The 18,577-nt window shown below is 38.0% G+C and carries 12 protein-coding genes; 8 read left to right on the top strand and 4 right to left on the bottom strand.

The features are described 5' to 3' along the window. Positions 1-67 precede the first annotated feature (67 nt). Both purL and truA read left to right on the top strand, forming a co-directional pair. The gene (gene purL, locus G9H65_RS05255) at positions 68-2,296 is read left to right on the top strand and encodes a phosphoribosylformylglycinamidine synthase subunit PurL (protein WP_166374279.1); all 2,229 of its coding nucleotides are present in this window, start codon (positions 68-70) and stop codon (positions 2,294-2,296) included. A 17-nt stretch (positions 2,297-2,313) separates the two neighbouring features. After that, positions 2,314-3,081, top strand: a complete 768-nt coding sequence (gene truA, locus G9H65_RS05250; RefSeq protein ID WP_166374278.1) for a tRNA pseudouridine(38-40) synthase TruA — start codon at positions 2,314-2,316, stop codon at positions 3,079-3,081. On the opposite strand, the gene radA is transcribed toward truA, so the two are convergent. After that, the gene (radA, locus tag G9H65_RS05245) at positions 3,053-4,432 is read right to left on the bottom strand and encodes a DNA repair protein RadA (RefSeq protein WP_166374277.1); all 1,380 of its coding nucleotides are present in this window, start codon (positions 4,430-4,432) and stop codon (positions 3,053-3,055) included. The two genes, truA and radA, sit on opposite strands and share 29 nt — an antisense overlap. 104 nt (positions 4,433-4,536) lie before the next feature. Between radA and G9H65_RS05240 the strand changes: the two genes are divergently transcribed. The 3 genes from G9H65_RS05240 (at position 4,537) to G9H65_RS05230 (ending at position 9,305) form a co-directional block, all read left to right on the top strand. Next, positions 4,537-5,217: an outer membrane beta-barrel protein gene (locus G9H65_RS05240; RefSeq protein ID WP_166374276.1), complete on the top strand. Its 681-nt coding sequence runs from the start codon at positions 4,537-4,539 to the stop codon at positions 5,215-5,217. 15 nt (positions 5,218-5,232) lie between these two features. Further along, the gene (pheS, locus tag G9H65_RS05235) at positions 5,233-6,258 is read left to right on the top strand and encodes a phenylalanine--tRNA ligase subunit alpha (protein WP_166374275.1); all 1,026 of its coding nucleotides are present in this window, start codon (positions 5,233-5,235) and stop codon (positions 6,256-6,258) included. Between the two features lie 68 nt (positions 6,259-6,326). Next, a complete protein-coding gene (locus tag G9H65_RS05230) occupies positions 6,327-9,305 on the top strand; it encodes a glycosyltransferase family 117 protein (protein ID WP_166374274.1) in 2,979 nt (992 codons plus the stop codon). Positions 9,306-9,385: 80 nt separating this feature from the next. Here the strand turns inward: G9H65_RS05230 and dnaJ are convergent, their stop codons facing one another. After that, positions 9,386-10,543 (bottom strand): molecular chaperone DnaJ, encoded by a 1,158-nt coding sequence (dnaJ, locus tag G9H65_RS05225; protein ID WP_166374273.1) that lies wholly within the window; start codon positions 10,541-10,543, stop codon positions 9,386-9,388. An 8-nt stretch (positions 10,544-10,551) separates the two neighbouring features. Further along, complete coding sequence (locus G9H65_RS05220; protein ID WP_166374272.1) at positions 10,552-11,076, bottom strand: nucleotide exchange factor GrpE; 525 nt, start codon at positions 11,074-11,076, stop codon at positions 10,552-10,554. 100 nt (positions 11,077-11,176) lie between these two features. On the opposite strand from G9H65_RS05220, the gene queG reads away from it, so the two are divergent. Continuing rightward, a complete protein-coding gene (queG, locus tag G9H65_RS05215; RefSeq protein ID WP_166374271.1) occupies positions 11,177-12,118 on the top strand; it encodes a tRNA epoxyqueuosine(34) reductase QueG in 942 nt (313 codons plus the stop codon). A gap of 31 nt (positions 12,119-12,149) precedes the next feature. Here queG and G9H65_RS05210 read toward each other — a convergent pair whose 3' ends face one another. After that, positions 12,150-13,178 (bottom strand): GntR family transcriptional regulator, encoded by a 1,029-nt coding sequence (locus tag G9H65_RS05210; RefSeq protein WP_166374270.1) that lies wholly within the window; start codon positions 13,176-13,178, stop codon positions 12,150-12,152. A 327-nt stretch (positions 13,179-13,505) separates the two neighbouring features. Here G9H65_RS05210 and G9H65_RS05205 point away from each other — a divergent pair, with 327 nt between their 5' ends. Together G9H65_RS05205 and G9H65_RS05200 are read left to right on the top strand one after the other, a co-directional pair. Further along, positions 13,506-17,582, top strand: coding sequence for a hybrid sensor histidine kinase/response regulator transcription factor (locus tag G9H65_RS05205; protein ID WP_166374269.1), 4,077 nt, complete (start codon positions 13,506-13,508; stop codon positions 17,580-17,582). After that, a complete protein-coding gene (locus G9H65_RS05200) occupies positions 17,569-18,576 on the top strand; it encodes a zinc dependent phospholipase C family protein (RefSeq protein ID WP_166374268.1) in 1,008 nt (335 codons plus the stop codon). The genes G9H65_RS05205 and G9H65_RS05200 overlap by 14 nt, the downstream gene beginning before the upstream one ends. Position 18,577 lies beyond the last annotated feature (1 nt).

Raw genomic sequence — 18,577 nt, 5'->3', positions numbered from 1 at the left:
GCAAAAATTATTACCTTTGTGCTCAATTGTGTGCTTCCCAGCCATTTCTTACATTAAAATTGATATTGTGGAATCCAACGAAAGCTTACCCACCCTCGAAACTGCCAAAAAATTAGGTTTACTTCCAGAAGAATATGATCGCATTCAAGAGATTTTAGGTCGCAAACCTAACTTTACTGAATTATCTATTTTCTCTGTCATGTGGTCTGAACACTGTAGTTATAAAAACTCCATTGTTTGGTTGAAAACCTTACCAAAAGATTCTCCACGTATGTTGGCTAAAGCCGGTGAAGAAAATGCTGGTTTGGTGGATTTAGGCGACGGTTTAGGATGTGCCTTTAAAATTGAATCGCATAACCACCCCTCTGCTTTAGAGCCTTATCAAGGTGCAGCAACAGGTGTAGGTGGTATCAATCGTGATATTTTTACCATGGGTGCTCGTCCGATCGCTCAATTGAACTCCTTGCGATTTGGTAATATAGAATTAGCCAAAACTAAGTGGTTAGTAAAAGGTGTTGTGAAAGGAATCGGTGATTATGGTAATGCCTTTGGTATTCCTACCGTGGGGGGAGAAGTATTCTTTGATGATTGTTATTCCACAAATCCTCTAGTGAATGCCTTTTCTGCAGGTATTTTAAAAGTTGGAAAACAAGCTTCTGCTATATCTTATGGTGTTGGTAATCCTGTATTTATTGTAGGTTCAGCAACCGGAAAAGATGGAATCGGTGGAGCAAGTTTTGCTTCTGAAGATATCACAGCGAAGTCATCAGAAAAATTACCTGCGGTACAAGTAGGTGATCCTTTCCAAGAAAAATTATTATTAGAAGCTTCTTTAGAAATTATTGAAGCAGGTTGTGTGATTGGTATTCAAGACATGGGTGCAGCAGGTATTATTTGCTCTACGTCTGAAATGTCCGCCAAAGGTGAACACGGAATGATTATTGATTTATCTAAAGTTCCTACGCGTCAACCGAACATGAAACCTTTTGAAATTCTGTTATCAGAATCTCAGGAGCGTATGTTAATTGTGGTAGAGAAAGGTAGAGAGCATGAGGCTAAAAAGATATTTGATAAGTGGGATTTAAATTGTGAACAAATTGGTGAAGTGACAGACACAAAACGTCTTCAATTCTTCCAAGATGGACAATTGGTAGCGGATGTTCCGGCAGACGATTTAGTATTGGGCGGAGGCGCGCCAATCTATCACCGTGAATACCGTGAACCAGCTTATTACCAAGAGTTTAAGAAATTTAAGATAGATTCTGTTGCCGATTTAGAAGCGGGTGAAGTGAGTAAAGCATTTGATTTTCTAATGAATCACCCAAACATTGCTTCTAAAAAATGGGTAGCTGAACAATATGATTCATCCATTGGTCGTGCCAATCGGAATACCAATGCCCCTTCGGATGCTGCGGTAGTGAAAGTACATGGGTCTAATAAGTCCATTGTGATTACGGTCGACTGTAACTCGCGTTACGTGAATGCAGATCCGGAAGAGGGTTGTGCCATTGCTGTTGCGGAGGCAGCTCGTAATATTGTATGTTCTGGTGGGGTGCCCGTAGCAATCACCAATTGCTTGAATTTCGGTAATCCATATGTACCAGAGGTCTATTGGCAGTTTGTAGGTGCTATCAAAGGTATGAGAAAAGCCTGTTTGGCATTTGAAACTCCAGTTACGGGTGGAAACGTGAGTTTTTATAACCAATCGTCTGACGAAGGTCCTGTATTCCCAACGCCAACAATCGGTATGTTGGGAATCTTGGAGGAGGCGAGTCAGAAAATGACTTTAGATTTCAAAGAAGAAGGAGATTTGATTTATTTGGTAGGAGAAAGTGTGAATGATATCGCTTCTTCTGAATATTTGTATTCCTATAAAGGTGTTAAAGCTAGTCCATCTCCACATTTTGTTTTGGAGACGGAACAAAAAATACAAGGCGGTATTGCTCGTTTGATTCAACAATCCTTGATTCAATCAGCGCATGATTTATCGGATGGTGGTTTATTAATTGCTTTAGCTGAGTCATCATTCCCCCGTCAAATGGGTTTTGCTATCAATTCCGACAAAAACATTCGTCAAGATGCTTTCTTATTTGGTGAAGCTCAAAGCCGTGTTTTGGTCTCGGTTGCTCCTGAAAAACAAGCAGCATTTGAAGCTCAATTGAAGTCAGAAACGATTCAGTTTAGTGCTTTAGGTGTGGTTACGGGTCATGATTTCATCGTAGATGGACAAATTGTTTCTTCTCAAGCCAAGGCATCTGAATCATTCCATACAGCCTTGGAAAAGGCATTGAATTAAACAAAATACCCATAGAAATGAGCCGTTATCTACTACAGTTTTCGTACGATGGCGGCTTTTTTCATGGATTTCAAATTCAGCAAAATGCCATTTCTGTTCAGTCAGAACTTGAAAAGGCCCTGAGTACTATTGCTGGTATTTCCGTGGATTTAGTGGGGAGTAGTCGAACCGATACGGGTGTTCATGCCCGCGAACAATTTGCTCATTTTGATATTTTTGAAGAGGCAAATCAGCCAAAGGTGGATTGGGTATATCGACTGAATCGAATACTCCCAGCAAGTTTGGCCATTCAAGCTGTATATCAAGTGCCAGACGATTTTCATGCTCGTTTTGATGCGACAGGCAGAACCTATGAATACCGTATTAGTCAGTCAAAAGATCCTTTTTCTAGCGAATATGCATATTGGTTTGAAGCACCATTAAACTTGGATGCAATGAATCAAGCAGCTCAAATTTTTTTGAATCACCGAGATTTCCAGAGTTTTTCTAAGGTAAAAACAGATGTGACAACTTTCGACTGTCAAATAAGTCGGGCAGAATGGAAAAAAGAAGGCAATCTATTGATTTTTACGATTCAAGGAAATCGCTTTTTACGCGGCATGGTTCGTGCGGTGGTTGGGACCATGATTGAAATAGGGCTGGGTAAATGGGATCAAGCTGATTTAATCAGGATTTTAGATGCGAAAGATAGAAAACAAGCCGGTAGGGCTGTTCCTGCGCATGGATTACATTTAATAGAAGTTGCTTATCCAGAAATCACGTTCGTTTCCAAATGTTCATCATAACTTCCATCCAAGTACTGGCCATTTGAACCTTAATCGTTTTGGCTTTGTAATTGATGCTTTTCTGATTGTATTTACTAATCCAAATCTCTTTAAATCCAAGTTTTTCTGCCTCAGCGATGCGTTGATCTATACGTGTGACTGCACGTAATTCTCCCCCTAAACCTACTTCGGAAGCAAAACAAATGCTGGAATCGATGACTTTATCTTCATGTGAAGAAAGTAAAGACATGCAAGCAGCTAAATCCAAGGCTGGATCATCCACTCGGATACCTCCCGTTATATTCAAGAACACGTCTTGTGTTCCTAGCCTAAAACCTCCTCTTTTTTCTAATACGGCCAACAACATATTCAATCGCTTGGCATCGTATCCCGTGGCAGTTCTTTGCGCTGTAGCATATGAAGTTTGGGTGACTAAAGACTGGATTTCAATCAATAGGGGTCTATTTCCTTCCAAAATGGTTCCAATAGCTATGCCTGATGCAGGCTCATCTCTGGAAGAAAGGAGAATTTCAGATGGATTGCTTACGGGCCTTAAACCATTGCCGAGCATTTCATATATCCCTAGCTCTGAAGTACTTCCAAATCGGTTTTTCGTAGTTCGAAGAATACGGTAAATCATATTTCGATCTCCTTCAAATTGGAGAACTGTGTCCACTAAATGTTCCAATACTTTGGGACCTGCAATGGAACCTTCTTTGGTAATATGACCTACTAGAAAGATGGGTGTACCACTTTCTTTGGCAAATCTCATGAGTTCCAAGGCACATTCTCTGATTTGAGAAACGGAACCAGGACCCGATTCTATTTGATCTGAATATAAGGTTTGTATGGAATCAATGATGATTAGATCGGGCTCTAAATCGACCAAATGCTTGAAGATTTGTTGAGTGTTGGTTTCAGTCAAGATGTATAAATCTTGTGAAATTGGTCCTAAACGGTCAGCTCTTAATTTTATCTGTTGTTCAGATTCTTCTCCTGTGACATACAATATTCTTGGACCTTGAAGAGAAAGCGCTACTTGAAGCAGCAAGGTAGATTTACCAATGCCTGGCTCACCGCCGATCAAAACTAAACTTCCAGGAACGATACCTCCACCTAAGACCCGATTGAATTCTTCATCCGAACATTGAAGTTTGGGACTGCTCTCAAAGCTGATTTCCTGCAATAATTTAGGTACAGGAGCCGTTCTATGAGTGCTTTTATTTTTCCAAACTTCAGCTGGATGTATGGTCGTTTCAAGGAGTTCTTCCACAAAAGTATTCCATTCTCCACAAGCAGGACATTTACCTAACCATTTAGGTGAGGACTGTCCACAAGATTGACAAATAAAAGAGGTTTTGGCTTTGGCCACATAAATAGATTAAGAACCCAAAATTACGCTTTGATTTGGTTTTTCCTTTTTTTTCGAAGTAAAAAGGATAATTTTACAAGCTAATTGAATTAAACCGCCCAATCATGAAAAAGTCAATGAAGTTCAGCTTACTGTTTTTGTTCCTTTCAGGAATGATTTTTCAAGCTAATGCCCAATTTGGGGCTCGCAAGGTTACAGGTAGTTTATTCCGATTTGGAATAAAAGGAGGTATCACTTTATCCTCCATTAATGTAGAAAGTATGACTTATAAAGGAGCTTCTGTTCCAATTAATGAAATAATTAGTCAAAATCTGGCTTTAAAAACGGGTTATGTTGGTGGTGTTTATGCACGAGTAGGACGTAAATTGTTCATTGAGCCCGAAGTATTAGTTACTGCCAAAAATGCCACAATCAACGTAACTAGTTTGAATAAAATGGTTGATGTAGCTTATACGAGCTTAGATGTACCTATCTTGTTGGGATACAAACTAGGTCCATTACACGTTTTGGCTGGCCCTGTGGCATCGTATAATTTGAATTCAGATAATACCATTGCTCAAGCGATTACTACCGTAGCATCATCAGCCTCTGTTCGAGATGCGATCTCCAAGGCATATTTTTCCTATACCGTAGGAGGAGGTTTGGATTTATTGGGATTAACCTTAGATCTGCGCTATGAAGGGAATTTAACAGATTTGTCAAATACAGTGCCCATTCCTTCCGATGTGAATATTTCGCAAAAGGCAAGTGTTTGGCATCTAACCTTAGGTATAAAAATATTATAATTAACGTTTTATTGAATGAATGAACAAATAAAGGTGATTCAGGATGAAATTGAGGCTTTTGTCATTTCAAATGAATCTGATGTAGAGCAATTCCGAATTCAGTTTGTAGGTCGTAAAAGTCGTTTAGCTAGTTTGTTTGACGGCTTAAAAGATGTGCCTGCTGAAAATAGGAGAGAGGTTGGTCAAGCCTTAAATCAATTAAAAAATCTAGCTGAAAATAAGTTTACACTTGCTCAGGAATCATTTGCTGATGCGAAGTCTAACTTTGTCATTCCTTCAGATTTGACTTTATCTAGTCCTGTTCAGCAAGGAACGATACATCCCTTGACTTTAGTCCGTAGCCGTATATTAGAAATCTTCAATCGCATGGGATTTTCTGTTTCTGATGGACCAGAGATAGAAACGGATTTTTACAACTTTACTGCCTTAAATTTTCCGGCTAATCACCCAGCTAGAGAGATGCAGGATACGTTTTTTATTGAAAAAGGAGCAGGAGAAATTCAAGATGATGTTTTATTAAGAACGCATACGTCCAATGTGCAAATACGTTTGATGCAGCATCAGAAACCTCCCATTCGTTCGGTTATGCCGGGTCGTGTTTACCGAAATGAAGCAATTTCTGCTCGTGCGCACTGCCTTTTTCATCAGGTAGAAGGATTGTATGTGGATGAAAAAGTGAGTTTCAAGGATTTGAAAGATACCCTATATCACTTTGCCAAAGAGATGTTTGGAAAAGATACCAAAGTTCGTTTCCGTCCATCGTATTTTCCATTTACAGAGCCAAGTGCCGAAATGGATATTACCTGTCTTTTGTGTAAAGGAGAAGGTTGTAACGTATGTAAGCAAGCAGGATGGGTAGAAATAGCGGGAGCGGGTATGGTGGATCCTAACGTTTTAGAAAATGTGGGAATTGATTCGAAGAAATACAATGGATTTGCCTTTGGAATGGGTATTGAACGCATCACAATGTTGAAATATCAAATCAAAGATTTACGCTTATTTACCGAAAATGACGTTCGCTTTTTAAAGCAATTCAATTAACAACTCTTAACAGAAAGCTTTTTTTTGACAGGACGAATCCCTGTACATTTGATTTTAATTTCTAACATATGATGAATTTTAAACGCTTAAATAACGTAACAGGGTGGTTTGTATTTGCCATCGCATTAGTTACTTATACACTAACCGTTGAACCTACAGCCTCCTTTTGGGATTGCGGTGAATTCATCGCCTGTTCCTATAAGCTACAGGTTCCTCACCCTCCAGGAGCACCCTTATTCCTTTTACTTGGAAGAATGTTTTCATTGTTGGCGCTAGGAGATGTGAGTCGGGTGGCCTTTTGGGTCAACATGCTTTCGGTTATCAGCAGTGCCTTGACTATCCTTTTCATGCATTGGACCATCGTGATGATTGGTCGTAAGGTCATTAACAAATCATTTGAAGAACTGTCTAAGCCAGAAACCTATACCTTATTGTTTTCGGGGGTAGTTGGTTCCTTAATTTATACCTTCTCTGATTCTTTCTGGTTTTCAGCAGTTGAAGCAGAAGTATATGCCATGTCGTCATTCTTTACAGCCATTGTCGTTTGGGCAGCTTTCCGCTGGGAATTAGTTGAAGATCGTGCTGAAGCGAATCGTTGGATTTTATTTATTGCCTATTTAGTGGGCCTTTCTATTGGTGTCCATTTATTGAACTTGGTGACTTTACCAGCCTTGGCCATCTTATATTATTTTAAGCGTGAAGCTAAACCAACTTATAAAGGCGGTTTTATAGCCATGTTCATTGGTTTAGTAATTTTGGCAATCATTAATTCAGGTATCATTCCTGGCTTACCTTCTGTTGCATTCAAGTTTGAATTATTCTTTGTGAATTCACTTGGATTTAGTAATGGAAGTGGGGCCTTATTTTTCTTGTTTTTAATCGTCTTAGCCGTTGTTTTAGGGATACGTTATTCATATGCCAAAGGTAAAGAGGTGTTGAATATTGCCTTGTTTTCATTTGTATTCTTGATGATCGGGTATTCCACCTACACGGTGGCTTTAGTACGTTCTGGATATAATCCTCCGATTAATGAGAATGACCCAAGCAATATTTTGAATTTCTTAAAGTATTTGAAAAGGGAGCAATATGGTGAGCGTTCTTTGCTATACGGTCCTGTATATACGGCTGAAATTGAAGAATTTAAGCAAGGGGAGCCTGTTTATAAGTTGAAAGACGGTAAATACGAGGTTTACACTTACAAACCAGAATATGTGTACCAAAAAGACCAGCAAATGTTGTTGCCTCGTGTATACAGTAATTCGCCGCAGCATGTGGCCTTGTACCAAGAAATGTTGGGAATTCCAGCGGGTCAAAAACCAAGTTTTGGGGATAATTTACGTTTTATGTTCACTCATCAAGTCGGACATATGTACATGCGTTATCTGCTATGGAATTTCTTAGGTAGAGAAAGTGATTATCAAGATGCTTGGGCTATAAATCCATTCCAAGACTCCTCTAAATTACCCGAAAATTTAGCCAATAATAAAGCTAGAAATAATTATTTCTTCTTACCACTTATCTTAGTTTTCTTAGGTTTTTACCTTTTGTATAGTAAAAATGAAAAGGATTTTCTGATAACTATATTAATGTTTGTTCTCAGTGGGGTAGCCTTGGTGGTTTACTTGAATTCACCACCCGTGGAGCCACGTGAACGTGATTATATTTATGTTGGTTCTTTCTATTTTATGGCGATTTGGGCAGGTTTAGGTGTCATGCAAATCGGAGAATGGTTAACAAAAATTGTTCGAAGTCCGCAATTGAAATGGTCATTATTAGCTGTATTTGGACTTTCAGCACCCTTGATTATGGCTCAGCAAAACTGGGATGATCACGATAGAAGTGGGAGATACCATCAAATTGATTTTGCTAAGAACTTGTTGAATAGTTGTGCGCCAAATGCTATTCTATTTACTGGCGGTGACAATGATACTTTCCCTCTTTGGTACGTACAAGAAGTGGAAGGTTTCCGTACGGACGTGCGTGTTTGTAATTTATCATTGTTGGGTACAGATTGGTACATTGACCAAATGAAGCGTCAAACGTATCAATCAGCACCTTTGCCGATTGAATTGACCAAAGACCAATTCTTAGAGGGGGTTAATGATCAAATCATGTACAATGGTAATCCGAACATCACGGGGATGTCATTGCCTGACTATTTGGATTTATTGCATAAAAATGATCCAAGAATTCAAGCACAAACTCAATCGGGCGATACGATCAATACTTTCCCTTCAGATTCATTGGTGATACCAGTCAATCCGACGGAAATTGCGTCCAGTAATTGGTTCCCTAAAGAGTTTACGCCTTTCTTGAGTACCAGCATTGGTTGGAAGCTTCCCGGTAAAAATATCTTTAAAGGAGAATTGATTCAATTGGAAGTTATTTCAAATAATGCGAAAGCAGGATGGAAACGTCCTATCTATTTTGCATCTACTTTGCCGAATGATCAATATTTAGGATTGAAAGAAAGTATGCAATTGGAGGGTTATGCTTACCGTTTAATGCCTTTCAAAATCCCAGGAGCCAAAGATGGTTTTGTGAACACAAAAATCATGGCGGATAACTTCTTGAATAAAATGTATTGGAGAGGTTTAAATAATGAGAAGATTTACTACCATGGTGATTTCTATTTAGGAATCCCAAGTGTAACGGCTCGTTTAGGTGTTTATCGTTTAGCCGATCAGTTGATTCGTGAAGGCAATTTACCTAAGGCCAAACAAGTTTTGGATTATTTGGATAAAGTTATGCCAAACAAAGTTATTCCATACGACCAGTTTTCGGCTAGCTCAGTTGGTTTGTATTTAGAGATTGGTGATGAAGCTAAAGCCTTGAGTATGGCGAATACCATTATTAAGCGAAATTCTAAGGCGATTGATTTTTACTTCTCTGAGGACAATATTCGTTCACATGATCGGGATATACAGATCGCATTCTATGAGATGAATTTGATTGTTTCTGCTTTTAAGGAATCAAAAGTTAATCCTGCGAAGTACAAGGAATTGGAAGAAATATTCAATAAGCAGATTACCCGTATCAATGGGTAAAATGATGATTGAAGGCTATCAAACAAAGAAAGGCTTGAGTGATCAAGCCTTTCTTTGTTTTAATACCTATTAAGTTATATCTAACTGAACATATCTCGAACCTTGTGGAAGAAACCTTTGTCCGATTTTCCTGGTTGAGGAGTAAAGTTTTCCGAACTTCTTAATTTCTCTAAAATTTCGGTTTCTTCTTTGGTCAATTGTTTGGGTGTCCAAATATTCACGTGAACTAATTGGTCGCCTACATGATATCCATTCAACTCTTTAATTCCTTTGCCTTTTAAGCGAAGAATTTTACCACTTTGAGTTCCTGCCTCTAAATTGATTTTGGCTTTACCACCGATCGTCGGAACCTCTACTGAGGTACCTAAAGCGGCATCAGCAAAGCTGACGTATAAATCAAATATGATATTATTTCCATCTCGGTGTAAAACTTCATGGGCTTCCTCTTCAATCACAATTAATAAATCACCCGCAACTCCACCCCGAGGAGGAACATTTCCTTTTCCATTCATGGATAGCTGCATATCGTTGGATACACCAGCAGGAATTTTGATTGGAATGATTTCTTCTTCCAAAACACGGCCTTCACCAAAACATACATCGCATTTAGCTCCAACACTTTTACCTTCACCACTACACGTAGGGCAGGTAGATGAAGTCACCATTTGACCTAACATGGTTTGTTGTACGCGACGAACTTGACCAGAACCTTGACAAGTTTGACAAGTCTTTAAATCGGTACCATTTTTAGAGCCGTTTCCAGAGCAAGTTTTACAGGCTACATGGCGTTTAACTTTGATTTTTTTCTCTACACCATTGGCAATCTCTTCTAAATTCAGCTTGAGCTTAATGCGTAGGTCTGAACCTTTGCGCTGGCGTCTTCCTCCACCACCTCGGCCTCCAGAGAAAAAGTTTCCAAATGGGCTTTCATCGCCAAAGATATCTCCAAATTGAGAGAAGATATCTTCCATGTTCATATTCCCACCATTGAATCCTCCACTAGCAGCTCCACCCATACCGGCATGTCCAAATCGGTCATACTGAGCTTTTTTCTGGGCATTGCTTAAAACTTCATAGGCTTCAGCTGCTTCTTTGAATTTTTCTTCTGCTTCTTTATTATCAGGGTTTTTATCTGGATGGTATTTAATGGCCATCTTACGATAGGCCTTCTTAATCTCCTCCTCAGAAGCTGTTTTAGCTACTCCCAATACCTCGTAATAATCTCTTTTTTGAGCCATTTTACTTATTAATTACCAACCACCACTTTCGCAAAGCGGATGACTTTTTCGTGTAACGTATATCCTTTTTCAATCACTTCTATCACTTTGCCTTTATCGGCTTCTGTTGGTGCGGCAAATTGCGTAATGCAATCATGAATTTCCGCATCAAATACTTCACCTTTGGCATGTAATTCTTTTAATCCTTTCGATTGTAAAACCGAATTGATTTTGGCAAAAATTAATTGAATACCTTCTGAAATTTCTCCTTCGGGAGCATTGGCTAGAGCGCGTTCGTAATCATCGATGACAGGAAGTAATTCTACAATCAATCCTGCAGATGCTGTTTGGATTAATTCTACTTTCTCTTTGGCTGTCCGCTTTCTGAAATTTTCAAAGTCAGAATACAAGCGAAGGTATTTTTCCTTCATTTCTGCCAACTCATCTGTAGGAGTCTCTTGTGTTTCTGTCTCTTCGTTATCTGTCAAATTTTCCTGATTTTCGGCTGGAATTTTCTCTTCCTCTAAATTATTCTCGTTTTCTTTCTTTTTCATAAGGCAAAATTAATACGCTTTCATAGCCTCGCAAATCATAAGCCAAAAAGTATTTTATGACAGTTTGGCAGAGATAAGGCATCTTCGTAATTTTAGGAATATGACACGAGATCCCAAACAAGTTTCTTCATTAATTAAAAATCGCGCCTTTGAAGTGGGTTTTTCTTTTTGTGGAATATCCAAGGCTGACTTTTTAGAAGAAGAAGCTCCTCGTTTGGAGGCTTGGTTAAATCAAGGATTGCAGGGAGAAATGGCTTATATGGCTAATCATTTTGATAAGCGTTTAGATCCTAGAAAATTAGTAGAGGGCTGTCAGACAGTGGTTTCTTTAGTATTCAATTATTTTCCTAGTCCAGAACTTATACCATTAAATCATCATTTTAAGATTTCCAAATATGCCTATGGTGAAGATTACCACCGGGTGGTAAAGGATAAAATGCAAATTTTGTGGGATAAGCTCCAGGAGGATTTAGGTGAAATTTCGGGTCGAATGTTTGTAGATTCAGCTCCTGTTTTAGAAAAAGCTTGGGCAAAAAAATCGGGTTTAGGCTGGATGGGTAAAAATGGTAACTTGATTATACCGAAACAAGGTAGTTTTTATTTTATTGCAGAATTACTAATTGACCTACCTGCTGAACCTGACGGACCCATTAAGGATTTCTGTGGGACCTGTACCCGATGTATTGACGCTTGTCCTACTGATGCTTTAAGCCCATATTGGGTAGATGGTTCAAAATGTATCTCCTATTTTACCATTGAATTGAAAGAAGGTATTCCTGCATCGATGAAATCGGATTTCCAAGATTGGGTTTTTGGATGTGATATTTGCCAAGATGTTTGTCCTTGGAATCGCTTTTCCAAAGCACATCAAGAACCCAGGTTGGAAGCGAAACCTGCATTCTTAGCGATGGAAAGGGGAGATTGGGAATCTTTGTCGGAAGAGGTATTTAAAGAACTATTTCATTATTCAGCCATTAAAAGGACTAAAATTACAGGCCTACAACGAAACATAAATTATGTAAATAAAAAAAACGAGTCATGAATTTCATGACCCGTTTCCACAAAATTAAACCCTAAAGTGATAGTCTTACGATCAATTGTAGATCAATTTCTTCTGTAGTCTTATAGCTTTCTCCAATAAGGGCTGCTGCTCTTCGACCGATTTTCTCAGGTTGATTGGAAAGTACGGTGATTCCTCCTGATAATATTTCTTTATATCCTTGATCATTGTAGGAAATGATTCCCATATCTTGTCCTAATTTCCAGTTTTGCTTATCTGCGTATTTGATGGCCTGAATTAAGTCGGAATCATCTAACGTGAAGTACAATTCACCTTGGTTTAATTCTTCTCCGTCCAGACCATCCAATACTTTAAAATCCATGTTGATGGATTCACAGAAATCTCCACAGCCATTGATAAATTCCGCATCGAAGTATTCTTCTTCGGTAAGCACGAGATTTAAGCAACGGTATTTTTGAAACAGGTTTGTATGGTTGGTAAACTCTTGAATGATTTGTGATTTGGGATGACAAACAATACTCGCATGCGTATTTTGTATGCTTTCAAATTGTTGGTCCAATAAGATCAATCGATCTCCCGCAATTTTCTTTAAACACTTGATGTTCTCCTCTTCCTCTTCAATCAAATGTGGCATAATGACATAATAGTGGTAATTACCCAACTGCTGACCTAAAATTTCTTGAAATTGGCGCGTCTTGTATTGATACGTAAAAATATCTACAAGTACATTTTTACCTACCGCCTCATTGAATGAATTGAAGATGGCTTTATTTGTATCGGTAATTTTACCAACTAAAAACATCACTTTTGTTTTTAGTTTCAAGGAAGAATTAGAAATGAAATATCCTTTTCTGAAAATGGAAGTAATGGCTCCCATTTTGTGTAATTCGGTGTAGGCTCTTTCTACTGTATCTCTGGACAAGTAACATTCTTCTGAAGCTTCATTGATGGATGGAAGCCGCTCTCCTGGCTTCAATTCTCCCATCTCAATATCTTGAAGAAGTGAATTAATTAATTGCTGGTATTTCGGCAATTTATTGTCAAAATTTCTGCCAGAAAACGAAACAAATGATTTATTCATAATTTGATTCAGGTAAATTTTAATAGATGGAGAAGCTTTAGGACAAAAACTAAATTATTTTGTCTTAAATCGTGTTCAAAATTAAGTTTCATTGCTTGGATACTTTAGGACAAATCTTTCATATATCAGGATATATCTTGCAGAATGGGCATTTTGAAAGATTTTAACGGTAAAATTTACCTTTTAATCAGTCTTTGGAGAGCTATTTTGATACAAGCTTTTATTCCAATAAGGGATAAATCAGCTCAGGATTCGGGAATAATTTTCTAATTTTAGTTTTTACTATCCTGCACAATTATTCTCTTGAAACGACATTTTCGCCTTTTCTTGATTTTATTATTAAGTGTCAATCATCTTTTGTTGGCTCAGAAAAGTCAGCGATATGAACGTTTGACTACGGCCTCTGGATTGTCGCAAAGTACCATCTCCAAAATTATTCAGGATAAAAAAGGTTTCCTTTGGTTTGCTACTTCCGACGGCCTAAATCGCTATGATGGGAATAATTTTGTTGTATTCCGAAGCGACCCTTCAGATTCTACCACGCTCAGTGGTAGCGATATTTTCACTATGTGTGAAGATGATGAAGGCAATATGTGGGCAGGTACTCGTAATGCTGGATTAAATAAAATCGACTTAGCAACAGGTAAAGTATATCGATTTAGTAAGGGACCCAATGGTGAAGATTTTTCATCCATGACGGTTTCATCTATTTTGAATTTAGGGAATCACCGTGTCATGGTTTCTGCCACTGGATTAGGCATATTAATTTATGATACACGGGAAAACAAATTGATTGCCAGTGAATCAGATGTAAAAAACCCTATGATGGCCGATGTCGTGAGGATTTATCGACATTCCAAAGGGTCTATCTGGCTTGGAACCAGAACAGGTTTATTGATCTCTCGTTTGGGACCAAGGTCTTATTTACCTTTTAAATTGGCAGAAAACAATAATACGCCTGATTATCGGGTTCGTGTTATTAACGAATCATCGAATGGAGATATCCTTGTAGGTACAGAAGGGCGCGGACTATTCCGTTTTAATCCTCAAAATCAGCGTTTTGCACGAGTTTTTTATAATGCATCAAACCCATTAAGTAGGCAGAATATTGTTACTAGTTTAACCAAAGACGCCTATCAGAATTTGTGGATAGGTACGGATAATGGTGTTTATGTATTAAATAAGGAAGTCTTTTCTTCCTATTATCAAATATCGTCTAACCCAGATCCCGATTTAGGGATTAGTTCATTTTCAGTGACCAGTCTATTTACCGACGCGAACCTAAATACCTGGGTGGGAACTTGGGAAGCAGGTTTAAATATTGCTTTTTTTCAAAAACCACGATTTTCCATTTTACGGTATAAACCTAATACTTTACAAGGCCTGTTAAGTAATAAGGTGACCGCGATTAGTGCCAGTAAAACGGACCCTAATGGAGTTTGGATTGGTTTGAATGTGGGTTTATCGTATTTCAATTACAAAACAGGGAAAATTGATCACATTGTTAATAATGCTGGGGTCAATAAATTAAATCCCGTGGCGGATTTTGATGTCAATATTTTGCAGTCTGATACAGAAGGTAATTTATGGATAGGTGTTTGGGGGCATGGTCTGATCAATTTAACTCCTCAAAGAAAGCAAATAGCCTATCCTTATCAATTGGGTAATCGTGCTGCCAATTTAACTGCCATGAATTTAATGGGGGATAAATTATTGCTAGGAACAGCTGGATTAGGAGTCATTGAATTTGATATTTCCAGCAAAAAATACAGAATCCCATATCCCGCTTTAGGAGTTAAAAATTTTGTTGCTAAAAATATATCGAGTCTTTTAGTAGATGAAAACAAGCAAATTTGGATAGGTACCACGGGTTTTGGAATTTATATCTACAACATAAGTTCTAAACAGTTGACCCACATTGAAAAAAATGGATTAGTCAATGGGATTCGCTACAACAACATTACCAAAATATTCCAAGATCGGAATAAACGGATTTGGGTGTTGACCAATGGAGGTGGATTGCATTTGTTTTTAGGACCAGGAAAAGGCTTTCGAAATTTTACCGTGGCTGATGGTTTAGCTTCCAATACTTTGAGAAGTATGATGGAAGATAAACAAGGAAATCTTTGGATAAGTACCAATGGTGGAATTTCTAAAATGAATGCTAAGACGCTTAAATTTGTCAATTTTAATGAATTAGACGGTCTTCAAGGTAAAGAGTTCTTAGCCCAAGCTTATGGACAAAATTCCAAAGACTGGTTATTTTTTGGAGGAGCTAATGGCCTAAACTACATCAAGGCAGATAGTTTGAGGATGAAAATGGATATTCCTCCTATTTATTTGACAGGTTTAAAAATATTTAATAAACCGGTTAAAGTGGGAGAGGAGAATTCCCCATTAGAGAAAGATATCCTGCTAACCAAGCACTTAATTCTTCAACCAGATCAAACGGTTTTTAGTCTTGATTTCGTGGCATTGGAATACCAAAGGCCCAAAAATAACCGATATGCCTATTATTTAGATGGTTTTGATAAAGAATGGAATGAGGTTGGAACACAGCGTACTGCCACTTACACCAATTTAAATCCAGGAGATTATATTTTTAAAGTAAAGGCAACCAATTCAGATGGGGTATGGGGAGAGAAACCCTTCGAGTTAAAAATTACCGTTTTACCGCCTTGGTATAGAACTTGGTGGGCTTATGGATTGTATACTTTGATCTTGTTAGGAATGGTTTTTGGTTTTATGCGTGAAGTTCGTATCCGCGAGGCATTTAAAACGGATCTGCGGATGAAAGAAATAGAAAAAGAACGTATTCGCGAATTGGAACAAGTTAAAACGCATTTCTTTACCAATATTTCTCATGAATTAAGAACACCATTAACGTTGATTATCAGTCCGTTAGAGAAATATTTTTTAAATAATACCCAGGCTAACAAAGAGCAGAAATCACGGGTTTTGGCCATTTATCAAAATGCCCAAAAACTCTTACATCTGATCAATCAATTATTGGATTTGTCTAAAATTGAAGCGGGAAAACAGCAGCCTGTTATTGCTCAGCATGATTTGATTTTACAAGTGAATGGTATTTTGCAAGGATTCGAGACTTATGCTATACAAAAACAAATCAAGTTGAAATGGACAGCTCCCATGGATTCATTGTTTGTCTTTTATGATGCAGATATTATTGAAAAATGTATCAGCAATTTGCTTTCTAACGCCTTTAAACATACGCCAGAGGATGGTACAATCGCACTAAGGATGGATTTGGTGAAGCAATTCAAGGCGGATTCAGAAGAAGTACAAGAAGTGAAAATCCATGTATTGGATACTGGTAAAGGAATAGATTCAACTCATTTACCTCATATCTTTGATCGTTTTTATCAAGTGCCAGATTCCATAGGTCGAGTAGGAACAGGTGTGGGGCTTTCCTTATGCAAAGAATTAATGGAACTACATTTGGGGCATATTCAAGTGACTAGTGAATTAGGGAAAGGAAGTGATTTTTGTATTGAATTCCCTGTGACTAAAAACGACTTTGACCCATCTTGGATACATTCATACAGTATATTTCCTTCAAATGAGCCAATATCGGCCATCAAAAATCTTAATGAGTTAGAGATTGAACAAGAAAGACAAATACTGATGGTTGTAGATGATCATGCAGAGATGCGTCTGTTTATCTCTGATATTTTCAAGAATAGATTCCAGATTATTCAAGCCGAAAGGGGCGAGGAAGCATTAGAAATGGCTCTGAAGTTTATTCCTGATGTAGTAATTACCGACTGGATGATGCCTGGGATGAGTGGGGTAAATTTGTGTAGGGCCTTACGACAAAATCCGAAGACCAATCACATTCCTTTGTTGATTTTAACTTCCAAGAGTTCTCATGAAAGCCAGATTGAAGGCATGCAAGCCGGGGCTGATGATTTTGTATCAAAGCCATTTAACGCGGATATTTTAGAAATTCGTGTGAATAAATTGCTGGAGACTAAGGAAAGAATGCGCAAAAACTGGCAAAAGCAGATCATTCAACAAGGGCTTAGTGAAGGGAAACCGCCTGTTTATGAAGATCCTTTTTTGCAAAAAGCCACCCAGTTGGTCATCGATCATCTTTCTGTCGCAGAGTTTGACGTGGATGATTTAGAAAAGGGCTTAGATATGAGCAAAATGCAGTTGTATCGTAAACTTAAAAATCTAACATCTTTGGCTGGAAACGAGTTTATTCGATCTATTCGTTTGCAGCAGGCTAAATTATTGTTAGAAAATTCTGAGTTTAATATATCCGAAGTAGCATACCAAGTGGGATTTAATGATCCTGCTTATTTTACGCGTGCCTTTAAAAAACAATATGGGAAATCCCCCAAATCATTCATTCAACAAATTCAAGATGAAAAATCCTAAGTATTTATTTTTATTGTTTATTCCTTTTACCCTATTCATCTCTTCATGGGGTTTTTTAGCGCATAAAACCTTACAGCAAGTGTCTATTTATGCTTTACCGGATCCGCTTGGAACTTATTTTTTTGCAAATCAAGACTATTTAGTGAATCAATCTGTTCGACCAGATGTGCGAAGAAATGAAGATAAAACCGAAGATGTAAAGCATTATTTGGATATGGATGCAGCCATTTTTGGATCAAATTACAAAACCGATATTCCTCATGAATATTCTGCCGCCGTGGCTAAATATGGTTTGGATTCGCTTCGTAAGGAAGGTTTAGTACCTTGGGAGGTAGTTCGTGTTTATGGAAAATTAGTTAATGCCTTTAAAAAGGAAATGAAAGATTCGGTATTGTTTTATGCCGCAGATCTTGGTCACTATGTGGCAGATGCTCATGTTCCACTGCATACCACTAAAAATCATGATGGACAATTGACGGGTCAAAAAGGCTTACATGCACTTTGGGAAAGTTTGGTTCCTGAGGAGCAATTGTCGCAATATCAATTAGCCAAATACCAATCAAAGCCATTGGTGTATATCGCCAAACCTCAGGACTTTATTTTTGAGATTTTAATGGAATCTCATGCCATGTTGCCTGAACTTTTTCAAGTAGAAAAGGAAGTAACGGCAGCCGTAGGTGTAGAAAAGAAACATATGCAGGTAGTGAGAAATGGCAGAACCTTAAATTATTACACCAAAGAATTTATTCAAGCTTATGGCCATCGATTGGGCGATAAGGTACAGGACCGTATGTTGGTTTCAGCTCACCGAGTAGCCTCATTTTGGTATTCAGCATATAAAGATTCTGGTTCTCCTAGTTGGGTGAATTCAAATACTCAGATAAACAAGGAGCTGTTGCTTGCCTTTCAAGCTGAGAAAAAAGCTTGGCTAGCCAATAGCTTAATTTCAGATAAATTATTGATTTCTGTCAAAAAAAATATAAGGGCTGAGTAGG

Origin of the sequence: Aquirufa ecclesiirivi (genome assembly GCF_011250515.1) — a bacterium.
GTDB lineage: Bacteria > Bacteroidota > Bacteroidia > Cytophagales > Spirosomataceae > Aquirufa > Aquirufa ecclesiirivi.
This window is presented reverse-complemented; position numbering and strand designations above follow the sequence as displayed.

Coding starts and splice junctions, on each gene's coding strand:
- truA (WP_166374278.1), top strand. CDS start 2,314: ATGAGCCGTTATCTACTACAGTTTTCGTACGATGGCGGCTTTTTTCAT.
- G9H65_RS05240 (WP_166374276.1), top strand. CDS start 4,537: ATGAAAAAGTCAATGAAGTTCAGCTTACTGTTTTTGTTCCTTTCAGGA.
- pheS (WP_166374275.1), top strand. CDS start 5,233: ATGAATGAACAAATAAAGGTGATTCAGGATGAAATTGAGGCTTTTGTC.
- G9H65_RS05230 (WP_166374274.1), top strand. CDS start 6,327: ATGATGAATTTTAAACGCTTAAATAACGTAACAGGGTGGTTTGTATTT.
- dnaJ (WP_166374273.1), bottom strand. CDS start 10,543: ATGGCTCAAAAAAGAGATTATTACGAGGTATTGGGAGTAGCTAAAACA.
- G9H65_RS05220 (WP_166374272.1), bottom strand. CDS start 11,076: ATGAAAAAGAAAGAAAACGAGAATAATTTAGAGGAAGAGAAAATTCCA.
- queG (WP_166374271.1), top strand. CDS start 11,177: ATGACACGAGATCCCAAACAAGTTTCTTCATTAATTAAAAATCGCGCC.
- G9H65_RS05210 (WP_166374270.1), bottom strand. CDS start 13,178: ATGAATAAATCATTTGTTTCGTTTTCTGGCAGAAATTTTGACAATAAA.
- G9H65_RS05200 (WP_166374268.1), top strand. CDS start 17,569: ATGAAAAATCCTAAGTATTTATTTTTATTGTTTATTCCTTTTACCCTA.